The organism is Caballeronia sp. LZ019 (genome assembly GCF_031450825.1).
GTDB lineage: Bacteria > Pseudomonadota > Gammaproteobacteria > Burkholderiales > Burkholderiaceae > Caballeronia.
Map to the genome: position 1 here is coordinate 304,866 of NZ_JARTVZ010000004.1, position 23,342 is coordinate 328,207.

General features: G+C 59.2%; 31 protein-coding genes, 2 pseudogenes and 1 other annotated feature. Of the genes and pseudogenes, 29 read left to right on the top strand and 4 right to left on the bottom strand.

Features of this window, described 5'->3' with window-relative positions; genetic code table 11:
• Nucleotides 1–4: 4 nt before the first annotated feature.
• From P9255_RS13155 to P9255_RS13290, 27 genes and pseudogenes are all read left to right on the top strand, one after another.
• Nucleotides 5–988: a transporter gene (locus P9255_RS13155; RefSeq protein ID WP_309789757.1), complete on the top strand. Its 984-nt coding sequence runs from the start codon at nt 5–7 to the stop codon at nt 986–988.
• 24 nt (nt 989–1,012) lie between these two features.
• On the top strand, nt 1,013–1,867 hold the full coding sequence (locus tag P9255_RS13160) for a DUF2092 domain-containing protein (RefSeq protein ID WP_309789758.1): 855 nt from the start codon (nt 1,013–1,015) through the stop codon (nt 1,865–1,867).
• A gap of 638 nt (nt 1,868–2,505) precedes the next feature.
• Nucleotides 2,506–3,657 carry a BamA/TamA family outer membrane protein gene (locus P9255_RS13165; RefSeq protein WP_309789759.1) on the top strand — a complete coding sequence of 384 codons (1,152 nt, stop codon included), beginning with the start codon at nt 2,506–2,508 and terminating at the stop codon, nt 3,655–3,657.
• 24 nt (nt 3,658–3,681) lie between these two features.
• Complete coding sequence (locus P9255_RS13170) at nt 3,682–4,131, top strand: hypothetical protein (protein ID WP_309789760.1); 450 nt, start codon at nt 3,682–3,684, stop codon at nt 4,129–4,131.
• A gap of 9 nt (nt 4,132–4,140) precedes the next feature.
• On the top strand, nt 4,141–6,153 hold the full coding sequence (locus P9255_RS13175) for an alkyl sulfatase dimerization domain-containing protein (protein WP_309789761.1): 2,013 nt from the start codon (nt 4,141–4,143) through the stop codon (nt 6,151–6,153).
• A gap of 53 nt (nt 6,154–6,206) precedes the next feature.
• Nucleotides 6,207–7,046, top strand: a complete 840-nt coding sequence (locus P9255_RS27315; RefSeq protein ID WP_404980330.1) for a sulfatase-like hydrolase/transferase — start codon at nt 6,207–6,209, stop codon at nt 7,044–7,046.
• A gap of 15 nt (nt 7,047–7,061) precedes the next feature.
• On the top strand, nt 7,062–7,514 hold the full coding sequence (locus P9255_RS13190) for a glycine zipper domain-containing protein (protein WP_309789762.1): 453 nt from the start codon (nt 7,062–7,064) through the stop codon (nt 7,512–7,514).
• A gap of 44 nt (nt 7,515–7,558) precedes the next feature.
• On the top strand, nt 7,559–8,158 hold the full coding sequence (locus P9255_RS13195; protein ID WP_309789763.1) for a hypothetical protein: 600 nt from the start codon (nt 7,559–7,561) through the stop codon (nt 8,156–8,158).
• Between the two features lie 45 nt (nt 8,159–8,203).
• Nucleotides 8,204–8,824, top strand: a complete 621-nt coding sequence (locus tag P9255_RS13200) for a hypothetical protein (protein WP_309789764.1) — start codon at nt 8,204–8,206, stop codon at nt 8,822–8,824.
• Nucleotides 8,805–9,653 (top strand): MipA/OmpV family protein, encoded by an 849-nt coding sequence (locus P9255_RS13205; protein ID WP_309789765.1) that lies wholly within the window; start codon nt 8,805–8,807, stop codon nt 9,651–9,653. The genes P9255_RS13200 and P9255_RS13205 overlap by 20 nt, the downstream gene beginning before the upstream one ends.
• A 127-nt stretch (nt 9,654–9,780) precedes the next feature.
• Nucleotides 9,781–10,281, top strand: a complete 501-nt coding sequence (locus P9255_RS13210; RefSeq protein WP_309789766.1) for a transposase — start codon at nt 9,781–9,783, stop codon at nt 10,279–10,281.
• Nucleotides 10,257–10,610 (top strand): IS66 family insertion sequence element accessory protein TnpB, encoded by a 354-nt coding sequence (gene tnpB, locus P9255_RS13215; RefSeq protein WP_309789767.1) that lies wholly within the window; start codon nt 10,257–10,259, stop codon nt 10,608–10,610. Before P9255_RS13210 ends, tnpB begins: the two co-directional genes overlap by 25 nt.
• A 31-nt stretch (nt 10,611–10,641) precedes the next feature.
• Nucleotides 10,642–11,247 (top strand): annotated as a pseudogene (locus P9255_RS13220) (IS66 family transposase zinc-finger binding domain-containing protein); the annotation flags it as partial.
• A 55-nt stretch (nt 11,248–11,302) separates the two neighbouring features.
• A protein-coding gene (locus P9255_RS13225) for an IS3 family transposase (RefSeq protein WP_404980331.1) occupies nt 11,303–12,543 on the top strand; the annotation gives its coding sequence in 2 pieces (ribosomal slippage) (nt 11,303–11,609 and nt 11,609–12,543; 1,242 coding nt in all).
• Nucleotides 11,605–11,721: a sequence feature (AL1L pseudoknot), on the top strand. It overlaps the preceding gene by 117 nt.
• Nucleotides 12,544–13,050: 507 nt before the next feature.
• Entirely contained in the window at nt 13,051–13,272 is a 222-nt protein-coding gene (locus P9255_RS13230; RefSeq protein ID WP_309789769.1) for a hypothetical protein, read from the top strand.
• Between the two features lie 329 nt (nt 13,273–13,601).
• Nucleotides 13,602–13,766 carry a hypothetical protein gene (locus tag P9255_RS13235; protein ID WP_309789770.1) on the top strand — a complete coding sequence of 55 codons (165 nt, stop codon included), beginning with the start codon at nt 13,602–13,604 and terminating at the stop codon, nt 13,764–13,766.
• Between the two features lie 231 nt (nt 13,767–13,997).
• Entirely contained in the window at nt 13,998–14,648 is a 651-nt protein-coding gene (locus P9255_RS13240) for an HAD family hydrolase (RefSeq protein WP_309789771.1), read from the top strand.
• 165 nt (nt 14,649–14,813) lie between these two features.
• Nucleotides 14,814–15,128 carry a transcriptional regulator gene (locus P9255_RS13245; protein WP_309789772.1) on the top strand — a complete coding sequence of 105 codons (315 nt, stop codon included), beginning with the start codon at nt 14,814–14,816 and terminating at the stop codon, nt 15,126–15,128.
• Nucleotides 15,121–15,405 (top strand): type II toxin-antitoxin system MqsA family antitoxin, encoded by a 285-nt coding sequence (locus P9255_RS13250; RefSeq protein ID WP_309789773.1) that lies wholly within the window; start codon nt 15,121–15,123, stop codon nt 15,403–15,405. Before P9255_RS13245 ends, P9255_RS13250 begins: the two co-directional genes overlap by 8 nt.
• A gap of 69 nt (nt 15,406–15,474) precedes the next feature.
• Nucleotides 15,475–15,729: a hypothetical protein gene (locus P9255_RS13255; RefSeq protein ID WP_309789774.1), complete on the top strand. Its 255-nt coding sequence runs from the start codon at nt 15,475–15,477 to the stop codon at nt 15,727–15,729.
• A gap of 94 nt (nt 15,730–15,823) precedes the next feature.
• Nucleotides 15,824–16,012, top strand: coding sequence for a hypothetical protein (locus tag P9255_RS13260; protein WP_309789775.1), 189 nt, complete (start codon nt 15,824–15,826; stop codon nt 16,010–16,012).
• 370 nt (nt 16,013–16,382) lie between these two features.
• On the top strand, nt 16,383–17,042 hold the full coding sequence (locus P9255_RS13265; RefSeq protein ID WP_309789776.1) for a hypothetical protein: 660 nt from the start codon (nt 16,383–16,385) through the stop codon (nt 17,040–17,042).
• Nucleotides 17,043–17,345: 303 nt separating this feature from the next.
• The gene (locus P9255_RS13270) at nt 17,346–17,690 is read left to right on the top strand and encodes a hypothetical protein (protein WP_309789777.1); all 345 of its coding nucleotides are present in this window, start codon (nt 17,346–17,348) and stop codon (nt 17,688–17,690) included.
• A 195-nt stretch (nt 17,691–17,885) separates the two neighbouring features.
• A complete protein-coding gene (locus P9255_RS13275) occupies nt 17,886–18,440 on the top strand; it encodes a hypothetical protein (RefSeq protein ID WP_309789778.1) in 555 nt (184 codons plus the stop codon).
• Between the two features lie 45 nt (nt 18,441–18,485).
• Nucleotides 18,486–18,647: a hypothetical protein gene (locus P9255_RS13280; protein ID WP_309789779.1), complete on the top strand. Its 162-nt coding sequence runs from the start codon at nt 18,486–18,488 to the stop codon at nt 18,645–18,647.
• Between the two features lie 73 nt (nt 18,648–18,720).
• Nucleotides 18,721–18,945, top strand: a complete 225-nt coding sequence (locus P9255_RS13285; RefSeq protein WP_309789780.1) for a hypothetical protein — start codon at nt 18,721–18,723, stop codon at nt 18,943–18,945.
• A 60-nt stretch (nt 18,946–19,005) separates the two neighbouring features.
• Entirely contained in the window at nt 19,006–19,182 is a 177-nt protein-coding gene (locus P9255_RS13290) for a hypothetical protein (RefSeq protein WP_309789781.1), read from the top strand.
• Nucleotides 19,183–19,361: 179 nt separating this feature from the next.
• Here the strand turns inward: P9255_RS13290 and P9255_RS13295 are convergent.
• Nucleotides 19,362–19,550 (bottom strand): annotated as a pseudogene (locus P9255_RS13295) (IS21 family transposase); the annotation flags it as partial.
• Here P9255_RS13295 and P9255_RS13300 point away from each other — a divergent pair.
• Entirely contained in the window at nt 19,515–19,988 is a 474-nt protein-coding gene (locus P9255_RS13300) for a hypothetical protein (RefSeq protein ID WP_309789796.1), read from the top strand. The pseudogene P9255_RS13295 and the gene P9255_RS13300 sit on opposite strands and share 36 nt — an antisense overlap.
• A 23-nt stretch (nt 19,989–20,011) precedes the next feature.
• Here P9255_RS13300 and istB read toward each other — a convergent pair whose 3' ends face one another.
• The gene (gene istB / locus P9255_RS13305; protein ID WP_309789794.1) at nt 20,012–20,794 is read right to left on the bottom strand and encodes an IS21-like element helper ATPase IstB; all 783 of its coding nucleotides are present in this window, start codon (nt 20,792–20,794) and stop codon (nt 20,012–20,014) included.
• Nucleotide 20,795: 1 nt separating this feature from the next.
• Nucleotides 20,796–21,806, bottom strand: a complete 1,011-nt coding sequence (istA, locus tag P9255_RS13310) for an IS21 family transposase (protein WP_309766969.1) — start codon at nt 21,804–21,806, stop codon at nt 20,796–20,798.
• Nucleotides 21,807–21,955: 149 nt separating this feature from the next.
• On the opposite strand from istA, the gene P9255_RS13315 reads away from it, so the two are divergent.
• Nucleotides 21,956–22,765: an alkyl sulfatase dimerization domain-containing protein gene (locus P9255_RS13315; RefSeq protein WP_309789782.1), complete on the top strand. Its 810-nt coding sequence runs from the start codon at nt 21,956–21,958 to the stop codon at nt 22,763–22,765.
• A gap of 30 nt (nt 22,766–22,795) precedes the next feature.
• Here the strand turns inward: P9255_RS13315 and P9255_RS13320 are convergent.
• Nucleotides 22,796–23,342, bottom strand: a 547-nt coding sequence (locus P9255_RS13320) for an ATP-binding protein (protein ID WP_309789783.1), incomplete at its 5' end; no start/stop codon positions are given.

The following is a 23,342-nucleotide window of genomic DNA, read 5'->3' on the forward strand; positions in this document are numbered from 1 at the left end:
GACCATGAATACGAGGACCTGCCAACGTCATAGTCGTTCTCTGGCCTCTCTAGGGCGCGCCGCTGCAGCCGCCCTGTTGGTCATCACCTGTAGCCGCGCCAATGCAACCGAAGGCGGCCTTGGTCGGCCTATCGCAGGCATGACGGTGCTCTCGGGCATCGGCATCGTCCCGCCTGAGCCCGTTACCGTTGTCAGCATTCAGCAAATGTATCTCGATGGTTCCATCGGCGGAAACCGTCAGGTGCCGATTGCGGGCAAGACCTCGCTCGGCATTGAGGGCGAGATTGCCTTCACGCTTGCGTCGATATTGCACGTATGGGGTGGTGTGGCCGGGTGGGACTTTGCAAGCGGAATCACGCTGCCGTATGTCTGGACTAAGGTGACGGGCTCTCTTTCGGCTGGTCGCTTTTCTTCGTCGACGAGCGACCGGGCATCGAACCTCTTCGACATGTACTTCACGCCCATCGAGGCGGGGTACCACTTTACCAACACCGACCACATCGCTTTAAGCTTCAACTTCTGGGCGCCCACCGGCCATTACGACTCCAACGCCCTGGCTAACCCGAGCCTGAACAACTGGACCTTTGTGCCGCAGATCGCCTACACGAAAATCGTCCCGCAATACAACCTCGAGTTCGATGCAGTGCTCGGGTTGCAGTTCTATACCCGCAACACCGCAACGGATTATCACAATGCGCCGCTGCTGACGCTTGATGCGATGGGAATCAAGAGGTTTTCCAACGGTCTCGGCGTGGGTCTGGTGATAGGTACAGTGCAGCAGCTCGGCAACGACAGCGGGTCACTTGCCGACAGACTGAACGGCTTCGTCGGCCGCGACCTCTCGCTCGGGCCCATTTTGACGTACGACACGAAGGTATATGGCAAGCATCCATTGTCGGCAAGCATCCGGTGGGTGCCAAGCATCGCTAGCAGGAATCGCCTGAAGAGCACGAACAGCTTCCAGGCGACGGCGACTGTGGCGTTTTGACCCGGCGGCTCATGGACCCATATCATGCGTACTCCAATCGGTTCGTTCGGCTGCCTAATTGCCACACTCGTCTTAGGATGCGCGCACGAAAGCGAAGGACCGCTCGCCACAGCTTCGGTGCCAGCTTCGACTTATGACGCCACCGTTCAGGGGCCAAGCCCAGCAGCAGCTTCATCCGAACTTGAGCGCGACGTGCATGTTGACAGGAGCGCAACGGAGGCATTGAGCCGGATGGGCGATTATTTGCGCTCGCTGCCCAAGTTTGAGGTGCGTGCGGACACCTCCACGGACCTCGTGCTCGACAACGGCCAGAATGCGAGCTACCTCCATGAGACGGTGCTCGATGTGCAGCGTCCGGACCGCGCACGGGCTGAGGTGCTGGGCAGCAGAAAGCCTCGCGGTATCGTGTATGACGGGCGCGACTTCGTTATTTTCAACCAGGGCGAAGGATACTACTCGCGTAATCCGGCTCCGCCAACGCTTAATGGACTCGTCCACGAACTGGCGACCGTCTACAACATCGAGATGCCTCTTGTCAACCTGTTTTACTGGGGCAACGGAAAGGTCGATGAGCTCGTGTTGACTTCGGCCCAAGACCTTGGTCTGGAGAAAGTCAACGCGCGCTGGTGCACCCACTACGCGTATCGGCAGCAAGGCGTCGATTGGGAGTTATGGGTTGAGCGAGGCTCGAGACCACTCCCCTGCCGGATGGTCATTACCGACACTACCCAGGAGTCGCGCCCACGCCATGCCGTCACCTATCACTGGAACCTCCTGCCAGCATTCAAGGCCTCGACGTTCGTGTACCGTCCTCCACCGGGCGCGCATTCCATTGAGCTGAAGCCGGCTTTTGATTCGCCCTTGCAGGAGGCGCAATGACCGACGCCCAACGCCTTCTCACGGCCAGCCTGATTGTTGTCCTGGCGGTGTCATCGCCGTCCGCGCTCGCCTTTCGCGGCATGGCGCGCACGGGCATCCACCCGATGCCGCACGGCGGTTTTAGCGGCGGACAGTATCCGCACGCCGCACCCGCAGGCGGTGGCGCTGGTTTCCATGGTGGGCCGTTCCCGCACGGCGGTGATGGGTTTGCTGGAGGCGGAGTGCGCCCCCCAGCGCCGGGACCGAGCCCGTCGCCCCGTCCTTCCGGCTTCGGTCCGGGCCCCGGGCCGCAGCCCCACGGTGGTCCTCCGCCGGGACCTGGCCCGCGGCCGCCTGGACCTGGACCCGGACCCGGACCCGGTCCGCATCCTCCACCGCCGCCGCCTCCTCCCCCGCCCCCACCAGGGTTCTGGGGTGGCTGGTACGCGGACCCGGTCGCCGTTGGCCTGGCCGTCGGCGTGACCACTGCGCTCGTGGTAGGGACGGCCGTCGCGACCTTGCCCCCGAGCTGTGCGGCAGTTGTCGTTGGAGGCGTTACCTATCAACACTGTGGCCCGACCTGGTACCAGCCGCAATACGTCGGAACCGCAGTTCAGTACGTGGTCGTCAACCCGCCGCAATAATAAGGAGGAGTACGCGTGGTCCGCGCTTCTGTCCAGTGGTCGGCTTTTTACTTCTGTCTGGCGGCGGCATCGTTTGCCTATGCCGCCCAGGAGCCGTCGCGCTTTCGCGACGCAGAAGATGGCCAGTTCGACATGAGCGACGTACTGCTTAACCATCGCGGCGTGCTACCCGTGCCAAACATCATTACGGAGCCGGCAATTGGTTATGGCCTTGGCCTGGGCCTGCTGTATTTCAGCGCGGCTAAACCTGGGACCGTCGAACCCGGCAAGCCGTCGAGCGATGAAACGGGAGAACGCAACGCAATGGCGCCGCCGAATATCACTGGCGTCGGAGCTTTCGGTACGGGTACCCATAGCTGGGGCGTTGGCCTTGCCCATTTCCATACCTGGAACGACGACCGCATCCGTTACTTCGGTGCGCTGGGCAAGGTTAATCTGCACTTGAACTACTACGGTCCGCAAGGCAATGCCAATGCGTACCAACTGAGCGGTGTCGCCGTTGTCCAGCAGGTGCTGTTCAGGCTTGGCAACAGTCACTGGTACGTCGGCCCGCGCTACACCTTCTTCGACACGGCGACGCGCTTTGGCCCCGTCGTTCCGCAAGGTATCAACCATTTTCAGAAGGACCTGCGCATCGGCAAAGCGGGAATCGTCGTCGACTATGACACCCGCGACAATATCTTCTATCCAAGCCGCGGTAGCTACGCGGAATTTGAAGCGGACATCGCACGAGGCGCGCTCGCCAGCGACCGGTCGTTTGAGATGCAGACGGCGCGAGGCTACCACTGGGTGCCGTTGTCACCGGCGTGGGTGCTAGGGATGCGCGCCGACCCAGGCTTCTCCCAAGGGGACATTCCGTTCTTCGCGCAGCCTTACGTCAATCTGCGCGGCATTTCGCAGGCCAAGTTCCAGGACCGCAACCAGGTAACCGGCGAACTGGAGCTCCGCTACAACATCACGCCGCGCTGGTCCGTCCTGGGGTTTGGCGGCGTTGGCAAGGCGTACGGCAATTTGCATTCGTTTTCTGACGCCCCAACCGCGTTCGCATTCGGCACGGGCTTTCGCTATCTCATCGCACGGAAGCTCGGCGTGTCGATGGGCGTTGACGTAGCGCACGGACCGGGCCAGAACGCGTTCTACATCCAAGTCGGAAGCGCCTGGCGCTAGCCACCATTCGTTGAGGAGTGAACGATGATCCACCACAAGGTAACTGAGCTTGCAGATTTGCTTCGATGGGCAGCGACCGGAAAGCATTTGGTGACCTACCGGCGACTGCATTCCTGCTTCGAGAAAAACGTACCACTGAATGAGCGGTACCGGCTGCTCGAAAAAGCAGTACACACCTTGGCCAATCCAACGCTCCTTGACTATGGTTGCCTGATGTCCCTCGCAAACGGCTTGCCCGGCGACGACTTCTTTACTCGGTTCAAACGTCTACGAGCTGCCGAGTACCTCGCCGAGATGGGCCATGGGTCGCTTGGGCGGTCGACTACAAAAAAACGCCGCATTGCGCTGTTGGAAAGAGAGGCGGTGTACAGACACGCGACCGTCCGGTGCGATCCCCCGCCCGCGCACGCAGCGGCTTACAGCATCAAGCGAGACTCGGCAAGCGACCTCGCCAATCCGCCAACCCTTCGTTAGGAAAAGAACATGAATGCCTCGGCCATCCCGTATCGCGTTGCCCTCAGTTCAATGCTAGCGGCAATTCTGTGCGGTTGCGCGACGACGCAGGATACACCGTCAGATCAGGCGACCAAAGCGGAAAGCACACTCTCAGCAGGCGTCGCGACACAAGCGACAGCTGAGCGTAACAGAGCCGTCTTAAGCGAACTCAATTTCAATGACCGAGCGAGCTATGACTCGGTGAAACGCGGGCTTGTAGCACAGTTGTCAGACCCCGTCATCCGAGGTAAGGACGGAAACGTCGTCTATGACGCAGACAAATTCAACTTTGTGAAAGGGCCGTCGCCCGACACAGTAAATCCCAGTTTCTGGCGCCAGTCTGAACTCAATGCCCAACACGGGTTATACAAGATTGCCGACCGCATCTATCAGTTCCGCGGCTACGACATCGCGAACATGACCCTGATTCAAGGGGATACTGGCTGGATTATCATTGACACGACTACCTCGGCGGAGGTGTCGGCTGCCGGACTGAAGCTCGCGAACGACACACTGGGCGCGCGACCGGTCAAGGCCGTTATCATCACGCACAGCCACGCGGACCACTTCGGCGGCATGATGGGCGTCCTGACGCCCGATGATATCAAGTCGAAACGGGTACAAATCATCGCGCCGGTCGGGTTCGTCGAGGAGGCGGTGAGCGAAAACCTCTACGCTGGTAATGCGATGAGCCGGCGAGCGAGATTTTCCTATGGCGACGGTCTGCCCACTGACCCTACTGGCTCAATCGGGACCGGGCTCGGCGTAAATCTCTCTCAGGGCTCTATTGGCCTTGCGTTACCGACCACGACAATTACCACGACAGGCCAAACGCTCAAGGTCGACGGGCTGGACGTCGTGTTCCAGAATGCCCCCGGAACCGAGGCACCCTCCGAAATGATGTTCTATTTTCCGCAATTGAAGGCTCTGTGCCTCGCGGAAGATGCGACTTACGTCATGCACAATCTTTATACCCTGCGGGGAGCGAAGGTACGCAGCCCGCTTGTGTGGGCGAACACGCTTACCGAGACGCTCGAGCTCTTCGGCGACAAGGCTGACGTCGCGTTCGCTTCACATACCTGGCCGACATGGGGAAACGCCAACATCAGGAAGCTTGTCTCCGACCAGCGCGACATGTTCAAGTTTATCAACGACCAGACGTTGCGCATGGCCAACCAGGGTTACAACGCCTCGGAAATCGCCGAACGCATCAAGCTGCCCGATGCCATTGGAAAGCAGTTTTATAACCGCGGTTACTACGGCAGCCTCAAACACAACGTCAAGGCTACATATCAGCTTTACCTCGGCTTCTTCGATGGCAATCCGGCGACGCTTGATGAACTGCCGCGCACGGAAAGTGCGAGCCGGTACGTGGCTGCTATGGGCGGTGCGGATAATGTGGTCCGTCTGGGACGAGCGGCCTTCGACAAGGGCGACTACCGGTGGACGGCTGAGCTTGTGAACTACGTGGTGTACGCCGACCCGACGAATCAGGCAGCTCGTCAGCTGCAAGCGGCTGCGCTCGAACAGCTTGGCTTTCAGGCAGAGTCAGCGACGTGGCGAGGCTTCTATCTGATGGGCGCCCAGGAACTGCGAACCGGCAAACGGATGGCAGCAGCCACGCTTGTCGACCCGCGCACCATCCCTGTCCCGATGGCGGTCGACTACGCCTCTACACTCATTAATCCGGACCGAGCTAACGGTGTAGCGAAGAAGGTGAGGTTAAGTGTAACCGACGAACATCGGCAGTTCACGTTGACGCTCGAGAACTCTGTACTGATTCTTGATAAGCCGAAGCCTGGCGAGCCGGTTGACGGCAGTTATGAACTCACCGGACCGCAATTTGGGGCCATTGTCGGCGGGCAAGCAAAAACTGCGGACCTGGTTAGCTCGGGAGCGGTGAAAGCAACTGGCGACGCGAGCGCACTGGACTCCATTGTCGCGCTGTTTGATAGACCGGACCCAGCGTTTCCGCTTGTCACACCTGTCAACAGCAAGTAGGCGACAGTCCTCGACGTAGACACTAAGCAGTCTGTCTTCCCGGAGACACAGTGATGAAACCATCTCGTGCCCTTCTGCTGATAGCAGTTGCGCTCGCCGCAGTCATTACCCAGTCTGTCACTGCTCAACAACCCGACGTTGCGGTACACCGCGGCGAGCCTCCGCCGACACAGCAAACGATAATCGAGCCGACCAAGGTGGAGGTAAAGCCCGGTTACAACCAACCAAATCAGTACATGACGACGCCATCGACGAAAGTGGCGGACAACATGGAACCCGTCGTCAGCCACCCCGACCAGCTCCGGGAGGCACAGCAGAAGCTCAGCGCCTTGCAGCAACCCACCGGCAAGCGACCGAACGTCGTCATCTTTCTTCTGGATGACGTGGGATACAGTGACTCCGGGTTCAACGGCGGCGGCATTGCAGTAGGCAACGACACACCAGACATTGACCGCTTCGCGAATCAAAGTCTTGTGCTGTCCTCTGCTTACTCGCAGCCTAGCTGCTCGCCGACACACGCGAGAATTCTTACCGGACAGAACCAGGCGCATCACGGCATTCAGTCGCCGCCCATGTCTGGGCAACCAGGCGGCATGGAAGGACTGACGTCGCTCGCCCAACTCATGTCTAAGCAGGGCTACGCCACGCAGGCGGTTGGCAAGTGGCACATCGGCGAGAACACCGGTTTCCAGCCGCTGGACCCCGAGTTTGGCGCCATGCCCTATGCGCCCGAGCGCGTAACGCGCGGCGGCTCGTTCCTGTGCAGCGAAACTTACTGCCAGAGCTATCGCACGAGCGCGCGCCGAGGCACCCACCCGATGAACGGGATGTCGCACCTTGGCTTCCGTTTAGCAGCGGACCAGCGTGAGTGGCAGCGCACGGCCGCCCTCTAGGCATGGAGATACACGATGCTGAAAGTCACCATTCTCGTCGGTGCTCTTCTCGCTAGCCCCGTTGCTTTCGCGCAGAAACCAGTCGTCTACCCAGCGCACGGACAGAGCGCGCAACGGCAGGCGCAGGACGACGGCGCCTGCTACGTGTGGGCCAAGAACAATACAGGCGTTGATCCGGCGGTTGTCGCAGGCGCACCACCACCCGTGGTGGGTCCCACCGGCGCACGCGTCAGAGGCGCTGCGAGGGGGGCCGCGGCGGGCGCAATCATTGGCGACGTTAACCACCACGATCCCGGGCATGGCGCCGCACTTGGCGCCACTGCCGGTGCACTCGTCGGCGGTGTCCGCAGCCGTCAGCTGCATGCTGCACAGGCACAGTATGCACAGGCGAGCCAGCAATCCACGCTGAATCTATACTGGCGCGCGTACAGCGCGTGCATGCAAGGTAAAGGCTATTCGGTGCAATGACCGTGTGAAGCACAACCGCAGACAATTTCGTAACGGAGATACTCATGTCGCTCTCGTGTTCGTGGCGTACATTAGGCGCCGCCGCAGCCGCTCTTGCGCTTGGCTCAATGGCCGTCGCACAGCCCGGATTTTCACAAAGCAATCAGACCGACGATGCGGCCATCGGCGCCGCCGTACTTGCTCGCGTCCAGGCCCAGGTGACATCAATTGACACGGCGACAAACAGCGTCTTTCTGCGTGGTCCGCGTGGCAACGTCGTAGAGGTTGAGGTCAATCCCGAAGTCGCGGACGTGAGCAAGCTCCAGGTCGGTGACGTCATCAACATCGCTTACAAGAACGCAATCCTGATTAGCGCGGACAAGATTGATACGAAAGGCGTGCGAGAGCGAATTGAAACGAGTGTCACGCAACCCGCGTCCGACGGCACGGTGGCGACCGCTCGCCGGGTGGAGGTCGTCGCGACCGTACAGAAGATCGACCGCAGGAACCGGCAGATAACACTACGCGGTCCGCGTGAGACGGCAGTGTTTGACGTGGTCCCGGACGTGTCTCTTGACAACCTCAAGGTGGGCGATTCAGTCCGTGCAGTGATCGTCGTCGCTGCGGCCGCATCCTTGGCTCGTGACGGCAGTGAAGTGAAGTAGCTCATAGGTCGTCAACCATTGCCGTTCTTACGGATAAACAGCATCGTGAACAATCGATGCGGCATGCCAAGAACTAGTGCGGCGCTGGGGGCGACCGCGATAGTGCTCGCGTCCGCCTCGACGGCGACCTTCGCCCGAGAGTTCTCGCTCTTCGGCGGGGGCTCAAGAGCCGGGAGCACGAACACGTACACCTGGGCCTTTAACTATCAAAAAGGCCTGGGCCAGTATTTTGCAGCCAGCTTATCCTGGCTCAACGAAGGCCATATCCCTGATCGCCATCGCGACGGACAGCTCCTTCAGGTTTGGGCCCGACCGCCGGTCGGCTCTCCACAATTCATTCTGCAAGCGGGCGTCGGTCCCTACCGCTACTTCGATACGACCACCGCTGACCAGGATGGCAGCTATCCTGATGTCCACGGTTGGGGCGTTGTCTACAGCGTGCGCGCGTCTTATTACACGTCGAATCGGTGGGTGACGCAACTGCAACTAAATCGCATCCACGTCCAGCGCGGACCGGATGCGACGAGTGTGATGCTCGACGTCGGTTACCAGCTCGATGCACCGAACTCTCCCGGCCCTCGGGCATGGGGAACCGGCTCCGCGTCAAAGGTGGTAGCGCCTGTTGACAGCCAGTCAGGAAACGGCTGTGATCGACAAAACGCTTAGATACATGCACTTTGCCCTCTCCCCACGCCGAGCGAGCGTCGTTCTCGCATTGGTTGCAATGGGCAGCATGAGCCGCGCGGCCTATGCGACGGCCGTCAACCTTCCCGGCGCGCTCCCCAACATGTTCGGCGTTGGCGTTGGCTCGACGACAGAATACGCAGGCGGCAAGGACCGCATGATTGGCGTGGTGCCGGGGCTTCGGTATGTGACACCAGGGGGGCACTTGCTCGAGTGGTACGGTCCTTACGCGCAGCTCAACGTCGCTGGGGTAGCTGGTTTCCAGTGGGGTCCCGCTATCGCACTGAGACTCGGCCGGCGCAACGTCGATGACCCCGTCATCGCGCAAATCCATGAAGTGCATACGACGGTCGAGGGTGGCGGCTATGTTGGTTATGAATACGACCACGTTCGCAACTTTCCCTACCGGCTGCGCGGCACGTTGACCGTCGTCACCAACGCGGGCGCGGTCTACACAGGCGCCCGCGTTGCGCTCAATGCAAGCGCGTGGGTGCCCGTAGGCGTGCGCGTGTTCGTCGGTGCCGGCGTGGGCGCGACATGGGTAAGTCAGGGCTTCAACGAAACATATTACGGTGTGACACCGGCCGACTCAGCACGCAGCGGGTTACGCGCCTTCCACCCCAACGGCGGCCTGCAGCAGGTCACAAGCTGGGCCGCGGCTGTCTACCAGCTTGATAAGAACTGGTATGGTGGGGCCATGATTTATTATCAGCGTCTGACGGGCTCCGCCGCTGACAGTCCAATTGTTACGCAACGTGGCAATCGTAATCAAGTGACGTACGGTGTGGGTTTAGCGTACGCATTTCGATGAGCCAGCAATGCGTCCCCCCAAACACGGCAGATCAGTCGAAGGTATGCGGTCCTTCAGGGACGCCCTAGCAATGGACGAGTGATTCTCTGATGCTACCTGTCCACGTGGACAGCTGGGATGAGAGTACATGACAGACGATCGAGATTTGCGTAGCCGTCTGGTAGTCGGCACGAAGCGGGATGGTCGCCGGGAATACGATCCGCAAGCCCGCGAGGAACTGGTCCAGTTGTGCATGACGTCCGGCGTTTCGATAGCGCGTACGGCGATGGAATACGGCTTGAACCCCAATCTGTTGCGCGAGTGGATCACGCGCTATCAGAAGACACATGCGGCGCAGAATTCGGCGGAGAAGGAACTGAGGCCAGCAGACAGGGCATCGCTTGATGTCACGCCGCCGGCCTTGCGGACTCAAGCGCCGGACGTGCCATCACCATTTGTACCGGTCGTTCAGGGGGCTGTGACGGTTGAACGAGCGGTGTCCGCGCGCGCACCATCAATCACGGTTGCCTTGCACATACGTTTGCCCAACGGTGTTGAGTTCGACATCGCAGAGGCGACCATCGACGAGCTGACCACCGTGGTCCAGATGCTCGGGAGGATGCCGTGTTCCGGTTCGACGATAATCTGAAGGTCTACCTGCACCGCGATCCTGTCAACTTCCGCTACGGCATGAACAGTCTGTCGATTCTCGTCGAGCAGTCGATGCGCCTAAATCCGATGGACACGTCGCTTTACATCTTCGGAAACCGACGTCGTGACCGGATAAAGATTCTTGGCTGGGACGGCAGTGGTTTCTGGCTTTTGATAAAACGATTGGAGAGCAGCCACTTCATCTGGCCAGACAACAAGGCTGAGATCGTGACGATGACGAGCAACGTGTTGCATGCGTTGCTCGATGGCGATGACATCACCGCGATACGACGGCATCCGAAGCAGGAATATCGCCGCGTGAGCTGAACAGTGAGGCCGTGCGCCGGTCTAACCGGCCATGCCGATCAATGTCACGATCACCGCCGAGGAATTGAAGGCGTTGCTCGCCGAGCGCGATGCTGCTCGTGCATTGCGAGAAGAACAGGAGGCCTTGCGCGGCGCCTTGCGGCTTATGACGGCAGAGCGCGATCTTGCTGAGGAGCGACTCCGAGCCTACCGTCGCGAACTGTTCGGCGCCAAGAGCGAGGCACGAGATTCTGATCAACTTGGCTTGTTCAACGAAGCCGAGGTGCTCGGCGCGAACAGCGCGCCTGCCCAAGAAGACACGCCGGAGACGACGGTTGGCGCGCACAAGCGCAAGAAGCGCGGTCACCGCAAGCCGCTTGATCCCAATCTACCGCGCGAGGTCGTACGGCACGAACTGCCCGAAGCCGAACGCTTTTGCACGAACGATGGACAAGCGCTCGTCGAGATCGGCGCGGAGATCAGCGAGCAGCTCGATGTGATCCCCGAGCAGCTTCGAGTGATCCAACACCAGCGCGTTAAATATGCGTGTCCGTGCTGCGATCTCGGCATCAAGGTCACTCCAGCGCCGCCGCGCATCATCGCGCGCGGACTGTTGAGCGAAGCGGCGCTCGCATGGATCGCCACTGGCAAATATGAACCGCCCCGGAAATGTAGGAGACTTCGGATCTTGGCTGTAACGGGAGATTTGAAGCATGGAAAGCGAAGGCAAGGCACGGAAGCCCACTGGGACGCGATATTCGGATGAGGTCCGTGAGCGAGCGGTGCGAATGGTGTTCGAGCACCAACACGAGTATCAAACGCAGGGGGCGGCGATCCGCTCGATCGCCTCGAAGATGGGAATGTCGCGAGAGACGCTTCGCAACTGGATCATTCAGGCTGAGCGCGACCGTGGCCAACGAGCGGGCGCGACAACTTCGGAATTGGCGCGTCTGAAGGAACTGGAGCGCGAGAATCGTGAATTGCGCACGGCCAACGAGATCCTGCGCAAGGCCTCGGCATATTTCGCGCAGGCGGAGCTCGACCGCCGATCGAAGCCATGATCGCGTTCATCGAAGAGCATCGCGACGTCTACGGTATCGAGCCGATCTGCCGCCTGCTGCCGATCGCGCCGTTAACGTATTACCGGCACGCCGGGCGGCGCAGTGATCCGGAGCAATGGCCAGCACGAGCGCGCCGCGATGTTGAACTGAAGGCCCTGATCCGGGCGGTCTGGGACGAGAACTTCGGCGTGTATGGTGTGCGCAAGGTCTGGCGCCAGCTGCTGCGCGATGGCGTGAAGGTCGCGCGCTGCACGGTTGCGCGCCTAATGAAGGTGATGGGCCTCGAAGGTGTGCGGCGTGGGCGCCGGATCAAGACGACGCAGCGCGACGATGCGGTGCCGTGCCCGCTGGACCGGGTCAAACGTCAGTTCCGGGCCGAGCGGCCTAACGCGCTGTGGGTCGCGGATTTTACGTATTGCTGGACATGGTCGGGCTTTGTCTATGTGGCCTTCGTGACCGATGTGTTTGCGCGCCGTATCGTCGGTTGGCGCGTGTCGACATCGATGAAGACCGACTTCGTGCTGGACGCGCTGAACCAGGCGTTACACGATCGCCAGCCACCGCCCGGGCTCATTCATCATAGCGATCACGGGTCGCAATATCTCAGCATTCGGTACACCGAACGTTTGGTGGACGTTGGCGTTGAGCCATCAGTCGGAACCGTCGGCGACTCGTACGACAACGCTCTGGCCGAAACGATCAACGGCTTGTATAAGGCCGAAGTTGTGCATCGGCGTTCATGGCCTACGCTCCAAGACGTCGAGCTCGCCACGCTCGAATGGGTTCACTGGTACAACCACCATCGGTTGCTCGGCCCGCTCGGGTACGTATCGCCTGCGGAAGCAGAGGAAGTCTACAATCGGAATCTGGTGCGCTCCGCTCGCGCGGCGTAGCGCCAAACTCGGCGGTCTCCGACAAAGTCGGGGCGGTTCAGCAGTGAGGTCGAACGCGCGTCGCGCTGGTGCTCGCTTTGGATGATGGCGCTCGGCGTTCGCCAGTTTGACTGACGCCAAGGAAAACACGTTCTCGCATGCGAGGACTCGAAAAGCGGGGAATAACAACTATGAAGATGGTGATCGCCGTAGCGCTTGCGCTAACGCTCGCCGGATGCGTTTCGTCGGAGTCGGTCGAGCAACGGCCGGCGACATTTTCCGCTGAGACGACGAAAAGCGCTGACCTCTACTCTTCGTGTGTGTACGAAAAGTGGGTTGATCTCAATCCCAATGCACACCGGTTCTCACGGCCCGACGGCTACAGAGTACGAAGTCGAACGGGAGCGCTGCTCGACGTCACCACGACGGCAAGTGGAGCGCATGTAGAGTTAAGGGAGCCTCCGCTCGACCTATGGGCTCACGAAAAGGCGGCACGCGCCTGCCTGTGACTGATCGGAAAACACGACGATGGATGACAAGGCAATGATTGATGATGCGCGTCTCTATCGCGTGCAGGAAGGGCTTGTTGGCAAGGGTGGCCTCGTCGTGTTCTTCCAAGGTGAAGTTCAGGGATGGGTGAATCAACTGCGCAACTTTGACCATTGGCAACCCGGCTGCATCGCAGTCGATGAGGAAGGCCACTCGTGGACGACTATCGCGGGTAGCGAGCGCGATGGCGCGCTGATGTAGCTCGCCAATCATAGACTGTAGGAAAACAGAGAGACGGTGCGTACGTCAATGGACCCGTAAGCACGGGGTAGAGCCGGCAAAGCTGAGCAAAACGAAGTTGAGTGGAAAGCGTTCGCGCAGGAGCTTCAACGCCAGCTTTGGGGCGCGGAATGGGGCGTGCGCGACTACAAATTATCTCGACCGCACTGAGGGAGGATGCAATGTCAACAGGAGAAGGCTCAGGCCAACGAGAGGAGTCCCGGCCAGCAGCCGAGAACTCGGGAACGTTCAGTGTCCTCGGAATCGACTGGCCTCAAGGCAGGGCGCTCGTAAGTGATGGGCAAGCGCAGATGTGGATCGATCTTACGCGCCTAGCAGCGGCGATGCGAGCGCAGTCAGACCTTATTCGCAGCGAGGCGAGCGCAGAAGACGACTTCACCTTTATCGAGCAAGTGGGTGACTTCGGATTCGACCGCACCGAAGCAGACGGCCAGCAAGGGCGGGATGAGAAATGAACCATGAGACGTATGTCCGCCTTCGCGTCATAGGGGCTGAGATTCGCGAAGACGCTCTGGCAAGCAACCACGCGAAGTTTGCCGAGTTGGATTTGGCGAAGGCGGCTGGCTTCCTCTTCTCATGCATACATCACGGAGAGGGGCGTGGCGGAATCACTGTCGGAGATAAGCGGCGCTACGCTGACCAGCTTCGACGGCTCGCAGACCGATTAGAGAAATAGCTGACCAGATATGGCTATCAAGGCTGTCGTATTCGACGCTTTTGGCACTCTGTGCGAGATCACTGCCCCGAAAAGACCGTATGCCCGCCTTGCTCGGCTGTCGAAGGATCGACAGCACGCGAGACAGCTACTAATGAGCAAGCCCTTCTTGCTTCGAGAGGCCGCCGTCGAACTTGGCGTGAACATAGACGAGATCCGGATGCTTGAGGCCGAGTTGCAAACAGAACTGGCGAGCATTCGGCTGTTTCCAGAGGTTAGTCAGGTGCTAATGGCGCTGCGTAGTAAGGGCGTTGCTCTAGCCGTTGCGTCGAATCTGGCGTTGCCTTATGCCGCTCCGCTGCGCCGATTACTTCCCTTCGAGTTGGACGCTTACGCCTGGTCTTTCGAGGTAGGCAGTCTGAAGCCGGACTGCGGAATTTACTCAAACCTGTGTAGTCAACTCCGCTTGCATACGAATGAAGTGCTAATGATTGGCGATACCTACGTGGATGATTATGAGGGGGCGATAGCAAGCGGGTTGAACGCGATTCATCTAAACCGACGGTCGAATGTTCGAAGCATTGGTTCGATAGACTCGCTCACGCCAATCGTAGGACTCTTCGCTCATGGCTATCCCGATGCGTCAGCGTTCCGGCTGGGAGCGGGAACGTTGTCGGAGTAGCGAAACGGCCTGATGCGCGACGCGTGGTGCGTTCATCCGCCGTGGTTCCCGCCTTCGTGCTCTTTGACGACGCGACCGCACAAGGGCGTTTGCGCCTGTGCATGTCGGGCTGAGACGCGATGACAGCGACTTGCGTACTATACGGCATTGCCGTATAGTATCAGTATGTACACGATCATCGAAACCAAAGTTTTCCAGCGCTATGCAGACGAGATTTGGTCCGACGCGGAACGTGCGGAATTCATAACGTGGCTAGCAAACAATCCAATGGCAGGCGATGTGATTCCCGGCACAGGCGGGCTGCGCAAGGTGCGCTGGTCGCGCCCTGGCATGGGCAAACGTGGCGGGGCGCGTGTCATCTACTACAACGTGCTGGATGAGGGCGTAATTTGGCTGCTAATCGCGTACACGAAAGCGAAGTTCGACAACCTGCCGTCGAGCTTTCTCAATCAACTTCGTGAGGGCATCGAAGATGAATAAGGTCGATAAGGAAGTAGAGCAGTTTCAGGCTGACTTGCTGCAATCGGTTCGTGAGATGAAGGCGAAGCACGGGGCACGTGTGACCAGCGTTGCACCGACTGAGGCATCTGTTGCTCGCTCGAAGGTCGGTATGTCACAGTCGGAATTTGCGGTCCTGCTTGGCGTATCGGTTCGCACGTTTCAGGACTGGGAGCAGGGTCGGCGGAATCCGACTGGCGCTGCACAAACTCTTCTGCGGGTCGCGGCGAAACACCCGGAGGCTCTGCTGGATATTTGAACTTCTGCCTGATCGGAGAAAGCCCTTTCTCCCAGGAGGAATGAGGAACGTAGGACACAACGGAAAACAATGGCAATCGCACTCGATGCCGCAAAGGCGATTTATCGCCAGGCTGTCGATCCTCGCGCGAGCGAGGGCGAGGGTTCGGCATGGTGGGATGAAGTCGCGGATGAAGTTCGCGATGTGGTCGCCGCGCGCTCGTTGAATGAAGCGGCCGAAGTCATCCAGTGGTGGCACCATGATTGGACTGCAGTGTCCGATACGCCGCGTGGCGCGGCGAAACGGATTCGAGAAGCGGCGCGAGCGGTGCGCGCAAACGGCTAGGAAAACTGCACGACAAGGCAAACAATAGCTCGGGCTAGCTGCAGCCGCATGGCCAGCGGCCTGTACGAAGAAACCAAAACAAGGCACGCAAAAAATGAATACGGCAGCATGGGTGCTGATGGCACTCGCTCATGTGAACGGCGGTTCACAAGTCAGCTTTCAAGAATTTGACAATCAACAGTCCTGCGGCGCGGCCGGGAAGGCGCTGGTCGCTATGGCCACCACCGCAGGAGACAGGCTGTTGGTGCGGTGCGTGAGTAAAGCTAACGGAGTCGACCTGTAGTCATCGGAAAGCAGTATGTACAGCGTTGACGACTTGGGGAAGGCGCGTGCTGCCTTAGCGAACGCAGAGCGTCGCCTTGACGATTACGACGGGGACAACCCTAACAAGCATCGAACCGGGGTCGCCGACGCGAGAGAGCATGCGTACACGGTCGAGCGCGAGTTGAAACGGGCACGCTTGATTCCGCTCACACCGCATGATGAGCTGGAACAGGCCTTAGATGCCAAGTTCCCGAACGCCGGAAGCAAGGCCACGGTGGAGTACGAGGGAAAGCGATATACCAAGACGTTCCGCCCTGGTGCGCGGACATTGTCTGGCGGCGTTCGGTTTTGGATTCAGTCTTGGACTGAGACAAGCTAGGAAAACAACCATGAATCTGGTGGACATCACACAAGACGGTGCCGGTATCGCAAGCAAGGGCGACCCAGCGATCGACGGATTTATCACCGGCCTGGTCGAGACATGTAGCGTTTATGTGTTCCATGGGGCGCTGCGGTACGCGATGGTGCATGACACCGGCCAGCTTGCCCTGTCCGGCATCTGTGAGATCGCAGCAATGTGCGGTCACGCGGTCGAAGTCTTCTACGCGATCAATCCCGAACTACTATCCAAAGAGGCAGAAAAAGCCCATAGGGAGCGGCGGACGCGGCTGTGCAACCTCGTGAAACCGAAAGGCAGCGTTCGCAAACTGGAGATCCCAGACGGGAATCTGGTTAGCCTCAAGGATGGGCGCTTCCTGCTGCGCGATCGCGAAATACTCGCCGGGGAATCGGCGATGTCCGAGATCCCGCATCGGGAAGTTCGAAAGGACATTAATCTCCTGAACAACCTGTTCTCGCGGAAAAATTCACAGAGTTTACCGGTCGATTTTCAATTTAGTCTGGATCATTACACGCCGATTCCTCCGCTACTGAAAAGCGAAGCGCAAATGGATGCGATCGCGCGAGAAAAGCTTGCGCAGGGCGATGGCCACTACGCAAGCGCCCTTGAGATCGCGCGACGCACCGGCCTCTTTGAGTACTCACGATAGGAAAATGCCATGAGGGATGAGCGGAAGCTTGAGGTGCTGGCGAAGCTAGTGGGCAAAATGCGGATTTCGATCCTCTTGGTAGACACGTTCACCCTCATGTCCGTCCTCGATTATCCTCGCGGAGGTCGTCGTGAGAGGTTTGGTAAGCAGTGCGTGAAGGCGCGCACATCGCGGGGAAGCAATAAGGGGCCTACCGCGGTCATCGCCGAGCATCGCGATGAGTATGCGGCCCAGCGCCGAGCAGTGTTTGAGGCGGCGTTTCTGGTTGCGGTCGCCATAATCTAGGAAAACAAGGGGATGGCAATGGATTTGCAAGCACAGACGACTGCGAGTAATGCACCGGTCAGCCGGGATGACGTCGAACGGGAGCTTGATTGGCTTATCTCAATCGAGCCGGAGCCCGAAGAACTCGACACGATGGACGATTACGAGCGCTTGATGCTGCCGCATCAACGCCGTATCGAACCAGCCGGGACGCTCCTGCGCCAGTATGGTCAGCAAATCCGTCCGGCGACCGTTGAAGCGCTGCGGGACGAGTTTTACTCGATCACTGAATCCGACAAGTACGCCTTCGACCCGAAAGCGGAGAGCGTCGCACGGTCAGCGCTTAGCAGTGCGTGGGCGGGCCTCAACGGTTGGCAAGAGTGACCTGACGAATTGGAAATTACATGGCGAGGCGAAGATACAAGAGAAGAAGTCATCTAGCAGAAGCGATAAACCGTTCAAGTCCTGCTTCACAACGGTTCTGGTCAGTGGTTGTCGTGCTGGCCTTCGTGTTCTCGATGGTGATGTACTTCTCGCGCTGAGACACCGGAAAACGAAGCCTGCAACGGAGACATAAACGTGGTGACAATGCTGACCGCCCATGACGTTTTCAACGGCCCCGGCTTGGACGACGCGGAAATGTTGCACAAAGCGGAGCGTGAGCTTCTTCGGATGCGAGCGTCGCGTTTCGCGGACACACACGATCACATGTTCAACTGCGCCGTGACTCTAGCTGCCGTGGCTGATTGGACGTTCCACTTGAAACTTAGCCATCTTCCGAGGTGGAGCGGAAAGAGGGAGCAGCATTTCACCAACTGGTTGCGGCGAAACTGTGACGATGCTTTCGTCTTCATCGATTTGTCGAACGAGTTCAAGCATGCAAACCGAAACAAGCCCAGTACTTTGGCGGAAAAGATGATGGTGGACTTAATCGATCTAAACGCGCAGCCGCACAAGCGGTCGGAAATCGATCCAAACAAAGGTTGGGTGGAAAAGTTCGGGATTCATGAACTGTTCCTTTTTCCAGCAATCCGATTCAACGGCAAAACTGAGCCTTTCTACGACCCGGCGGAACGCGCCATCGCTTGGTGGCGATCGTTCGATCCGGCCAATGCGGAGCCGTTGTCGGCGTAGTACAGCAAGTCATTCGATGAACTGAACGGAAAGCAGGGAGCCAAGATGGTAGAGAAGATGTGGTCGTATGGCGAACTGACCCAGATTGCCGAAACCGAGATCGACAAGCTAATGGCCGAAGCGCGCACAGCGGCGAACTTCGAGGAACGGGTACGCGTTCAGAGATACGCAGCCGGGGTGCTGATGGGCTGGATGGCGGCACGTTGATAAATAGAGCAGACGCCGGCGAGCAGCGGTTGAAGGATAAGCTCCGATTGTCAACCGAACCAAACTGAAGAACATGAACGACATTCCATTCAATAACCTTGACGCATTGGCGAACGCAGTCATCAACGGCGACCTCTCAGACTACCAGACGCTTGGCAAGGCGGGCCGCCTCTATGTTGCAATCGCCGCTAACCGCGCGGACCTATTAGCCGACGAAGGTTGCTCAATCGTCGATGCTTTCAGTGAGCTGGGAACTGTTTGGGCTCAAGCAGTGGTTGAACGCTGGCGAAGCAAGTAACGGAAAACAGCAATGGACGCATATTGGGCAGCACGCGAGTGAGCGGAATACGCGCGCAGGTTGGAGCAAAAGCTTGCAATTTATGCTTCCAATTATGCGGGGATGGAAGCAGTGAAGAACGCGGCAATCGCCGAACTGTCGCGGGTTGATCCCAGCAACTATCTCACGGTGCAGCATAACCGCCAGCGCATTGCAGACGCGGCCAGGGCGGAAGGGTTGCAGCGGACGAAGAAGTAGGAAAACAAGTTATAACAACCACGTTTGTTCCGCTGCCAATAGCAATAATTTTCGAAGCAAAGGGAAATCGGCGGGGTCGAAGCGCCCGGACGTTTGTTCCTCCGGACATATGTAACTAACTGTCGTTTCCAGCACCTTCATGATAGCTTCGCCATCGACGCGCACCCCGCCGACCGCATGGCATTGCGCCGAAGCCGTAACTGAGCCTCTATGAACCCCCGGTGAGGCTCGCAAGCTGATATCTGGCTGCCCTTTGTCGGCGGGCATGGTGGAGGAATCTGCAGCGCGGAGCCGGTGGGCACCGTGGGGGAATTTGCTTGCGCCGCTGCGAATTGCTCCTGGTACTTGCGAATCGTCTTCCTATCCAGGAAGGCACAGTCGGCGGCGGTCTCGGTCTCACGACGGCGGCGGGCACCATCACGCTGTTCCCGCCGAACAAGATCATCGAAAAGACCGGCGAAAAGATGACCATCGACGGTATCGACATCGTTTTCCAGATGGCCCCCGGCACCGAAGCGCCCGCCGAGATGCTCTTTTACTTCCCGCAGTTCAAGGCAATCGACCTGGCAGAGGACGCCAATCACACGCTGCACAACCTCCTCACGCTGCGCGGCGCGAAAGTGCGCAGCGCGCAGAAATGGACGAGCACGCTCGATGAAACCATCGACATGTGGGGCAGCGACGCCGTAGTCTCATTCGGCAGTCACCATTGGCCGCAGTGGGGCAATCAGCGCGTCGTCGAACATTTGGAGAAGTGTCAACGCCGACTGAAACCTGACCCACATTTCTGGGTTTCGCCGAAGTAAATGTGACCCACCCGGGTCGTTGATCACGCGGCTACTTTCGTGCTGGCCCGCGTGCCTGTTTGTCCCGCCTTTCTTTTGTCCTTTAGGCGATAGCTCTCGCCGCTGATTTGCACGATATGAGCGTGATGCAGGAGCCGGTCGAGCATTGCAGCCGTCAGCGTCTGGTCATCGGCGAATGCTGTCGCCCACTGTGTGAACGGCAGGTTGCTGGTCAATACGATTGAGCCGCGCTCGTAGCGTTTCGCCACGACATTGAAGAATAGGTTCGCCTCCTCCCGTCCAAATGGCAGATAGCCGATTTCGTCGATAACCAGCAGCCGGGGTCCAATGACCGCGCGATTGAAGAACTCCCGCAGGCGGTTCTGCTGCCGGGCAGCGGCCAGTTGCATCATCAGGTCAGCGGCGGTGATGAACCGCGTCTTGATGCCGGCCTGCGCAGCGCGGTAAGCAAGCGAGGTCGCGATATGCGTCTTACCCACCCCGGATGGTCCGAGCAGCACGATGTTCTCGGCCCGTTCGACGAACGCCAGACTTGCCAGTTCCTGAATCTGCGCACGTGGCGCGCCGCTGGCGAAGCTGAAGTCGTATTGCTCAAGCGTCTTGATGCCAGGCAACGCTGCCAGCTTCGTGAGCACCTGACGCTTGCGCTGCTCGCGCGCGCCAAGTTCCGCTTGCAGAAGTTGTTCAAGGAAGTCGGCCATACTCGAATCGGTCGTTGCATTGCGTTGTGCAAGCGGCGCCCAATCGGTCGCGACGCAGTCCAGCTTCAGTTGTGCGCATAGCGCGCCAATCCGTTCATGTTGCAGTTCATGCTGCGACCTCCAGCAATGCGTCGTAGACCGCTAGCGGATGCTGCAGGCTCTCGCGTGGCAGCACCCGTCGGTTGTCTGGCGCTGCGAGCGCTGGCGCCTGGGTTGGTAACGGCAGGAGCGCCGCCTGCTCCGAACAAAGCAGGACCGCCGGACGCTCACCTGTCGTCGCGTGGCGGCGTACATTGGCAACTTCTGATAGCCAACGGCCAATTTGCGCATTGGCGGCCCCAACATCAAGCTTCAACCCCGAGGACCTGAGCGTCGCGGCAAGCGGCACAACGAAGCTCTCCTTGAGATAGCGGTTGAAGCGTTCCACCTTACCCTTGGTCTTCGCGCGATACGGACGACACACCTTCGGCGTGAAGCCGTAGGTCTCAGCCAGCGCAAGCAGCTGTGGGTTCCAGCGATGCTCGCCTTCGCCGAATGCATCGCGTTCGATGACCACCGACTTCGCGTTGTCGAACAGCACATGTTCTGGCGTGCCACCGAAATAGACGAGTGCTTCACGTAGGCATTCGCATAGCGTCGCGGCGTCCTCACGCGAGGTGAAACGCACGAAACTCGCACGGCTGTAACCCATCGTCGCGACCAGCGCGAGCAATGGCTCGCGCCCTCGTCGAATAACGGTGAAATCGGCCTGCAACTGCTTGCCCGGCGCGGTTTCGAAGCGCACCACCGGTTCAGCTTCGGGACGCTTGTAGGGCATCAGAAATGCCTTGAGCTGACTGATGCCGCCTTCGTACCCAGCTTCCTGCAGTTCGCGAAGCAGGACCGTTGCCGGAATCCAGTGCGGCCGCGCGGCGGCGACGCGCTCCAGCAGATAGTCCTTAAACGGGTCGAGCTTCGTGGCTCGCGGCTCACGCTGGCTGTAACGGCTCGCCTGCTCATCCCTCAAATATCGGCGCACAGTGTTGCGTGATAAACCCGTTTGCCTTGCTATCTCACGTACCGCCGTCCCGCGCCGGGCCAATACCTTGATTTCCACTGTTTGCTCCTGAGTCAGCATCGGCGGCAAAAGCCGCCATCGTCTCCCAGGTGGGTCATGTTTACTTCGGCGCCAGGGTCATTTTTACATCGGCGCTAACAGAGAAGCAGCGCGACCTGTATAAGTACATCAACGATCAGGTGTTGCGCATGGCCAACCAGGGCTTGACGATGAACGAGATCGCCGAGCAGTTCAGGCTCCCAGACAGCCTCGCGAAGGAGTTCTATAACCGTGGCTACTACGGAGACCTGAAGCACAATGTTCGTGCGACATACCAACTTTATCTCGGCTTCTGGGACGGCAACCCGGCGAACTTCAACCCGTATCCGCCGGCGGAAGAAGCTAAGAAGCACGTCGCGATGGTTGGCGCGGCCAAGATGATCGACACCGCGAAGGCTGCGTACAGACAAGGGGACTATCGCTGGGCTGCCACAGTTGCGAACAAGGTTGTCTTCGCTGATCCGCAGAATCGTGAAGCGCGCAGTGTCGAAGCGGACGCGCTGGAGCAACTGGGCTATCAGGCCGAATCGGGGCCGGCGCGCAACTTCTATTTGTCGGGCGCGCAAGAGTTGCGCGGCGGTGTGCAGAAGGCGGCGACACCTAATACAAGTTCGCCCGACATCATTCGCGGCATGACAACGGACATGTTCCTCGACTTCCTGGCCATCCACCTCAACGGACCGAGAGCAGGAGACAAGTCGTATGTCTACAACCTGAGTTTCCCGGATACGAAAGAGCAGTACGTGTTGACGGTGAAAAACGGGGTGATGAACTATCGGAAGAACAAGCAACTGGACAAGGCCGATGGCACCGTCACGTTGAATCGCGCGACGCTTGACGACATTGCTCTCGGGAAGATCAAGCTCGGCAATCTCGCCGAGAGCGGTCAGGTCAAGATCGATGGCGACTCGGCAAAATTCAAGGACATGCTCGGAAACTTCGACAAGTTCGATTTCTGGTTCACAATCGCTGAGCCTTGATAAAAAGGGCCGTGCTCCGGCATCGTTAGGTCACGTTTCACGCGCCGCGTTGCGAAGATGCAAATGCCGCGCGTGGAAACGACTGCGCCCTGCAGAGGGAAGCCATACGACAAATGCGCTTCCACCGCCTTCCCTGGACCGGGACGTGATGGTGCCGCCATGGCACTCGACGATCGTCCGAACAATTGAGAGCCCAAGTCCCATGCCGTGGACTTTAGTGGTGAAAAACGATTCGAAGAGCTTCGGTCGCATTGCTTCCGGGATGCCGTGACCGCGATCGGCAACGGTCAGCTCGACGCCGTGCTCGCAGGGTTGAGTCGTTATCGTGAGAAGGCGCTCCGAAGGCTCCGTCTCATGCATTGCGTCCATGGCGTTGACTGAAAGATTGAGAAGTACCTGCTGAAGCTGAATCCGATCTCCGACGACGTCGGGACATGTCGCACAGAGGTTCGACTCGATGGCGACACGGCGACGTCGAGCTTCAGGCGCCAACAACGTCAGTGTTTCGTCGATAGTGAGATTTAAGTTCAGTTCGACGAACTCGACCGGGTGCTTTCGCAGCAAATCGCGCAGGCGT

Coding starts and splice junctions, on each gene's coding strand:
- P9255_RS13250 (WP_309789773.1), top strand. CDS start 15,121: ATGAATAAGGTCGATAAGGAAGTAGAGCAGTTTCAGGCTGACTTGCTG.
- P9255_RS13155 (WP_309789757.1), top strand. CDS start 5: ATGAATACGAGGACCTGCCAACGTCATAGTCGTTCTCTGGCCTCTCTA.
- P9255_RS13245 (WP_309789772.1), top strand. CDS start 14,814: ATGTACACGATCATCGAAACCAAAGTTTTCCAGCGCTATGCAGACGAG.
- P9255_RS13285 (WP_309789780.1), top strand. CDS start 18,721: ATGAACGACATTCCATTCAATAACCTTGACGCATTGGCGAACGCAGTC.
- P9255_RS13265 (WP_309789776.1), top strand. CDS start 16,383: ATGAATCTGGTGGACATCACACAAGACGGTGCCGGTATCGCAAGCAAG.
- P9255_RS13315 (WP_309789782.1), top strand. CDS start 21,956: ATGAACGAGATCGCCGAGCAGTTCAGGCTCCCAGACAGCCTCGCGAAG.
- P9255_RS13280 (WP_309789779.1), top strand. CDS start 18,486: ATGGTAGAGAAGATGTGGTCGTATGGCGAACTGACCCAGATTGCCGAA.
- P9255_RS13260 (WP_309789775.1), top strand. CDS start 15,824: ATGAATACGGCAGCATGGGTGCTGATGGCACTCGCTCATGTGAACGGC.
- P9255_RS13190 (WP_309789762.1), top strand. CDS start 7,062: ATGCTGAAAGTCACCATTCTCGTCGGTGCTCTTCTCGCTAGCCCCGTT.
- P9255_RS13240 (WP_309789771.1), top strand. CDS start 13,998: ATGGCTATCAAGGCTGTCGTATTCGACGCTTTTGGCACTCTGTGCGAG.
- P9255_RS13170 (WP_309789760.1), top strand. CDS start 3,682: ATGATCCACCACAAGGTAACTGAGCTTGCAGATTTGCTTCGATGGGCA.
- P9255_RS13235 (WP_309789770.1), top strand. CDS start 13,602: ATGTGGATCGATCTTACGCGCCTAGCAGCGGCGATGCGAGCGCAGTCA.
- istA (WP_309766969.1), bottom strand. CDS start 21,806: ATGCTGACTCAGGAGCAAACAGTGGAAATCAAGGTATTGGCCCGGCGC.
- P9255_RS13230 (WP_309789769.1), top strand. CDS start 13,051: ATGGATGACAAGGCAATGATTGATGATGCGCGTCTCTATCGCGTGCAG.
- P9255_RS13160 (WP_309789758.1), top strand. CDS start 1,013: ATGCGTACTCCAATCGGTTCGTTCGGCTGCCTAATTGCCACACTCGTC.
- P9255_RS13255 (WP_309789774.1), top strand. CDS start 15,475: ATGGCAATCGCACTCGATGCCGCAAAGGCGATTTATCGCCAGGCTGTC.
- P9255_RS27315 (WP_404980330.1), top strand. CDS start 6,207: ATGAAACCATCTCGTGCCCTTCTGCTGATAGCAGTTGCGCTCGCCGCA.
- P9255_RS13270 (WP_309789777.1), top strand. CDS start 17,346: ATGGATTTGCAAGCACAGACGACTGCGAGTAATGCACCGGTCAGCCGG.
- P9255_RS13195 (WP_309789763.1), top strand. CDS start 7,559: ATGTCGCTCTCGTGTTCGTGGCGTACATTAGGCGCCGCCGCAGCCGCT.
- P9255_RS13210 (WP_309789766.1), top strand. CDS start 9,781: ATGACAGACGATCGAGATTTGCGTAGCCGTCTGGTAGTCGGCACGAAG.
- P9255_RS13175 (WP_309789761.1), top strand. CDS start 4,141: ATGAATGCCTCGGCCATCCCGTATCGCGTTGCCCTCAGTTCAATGCTA.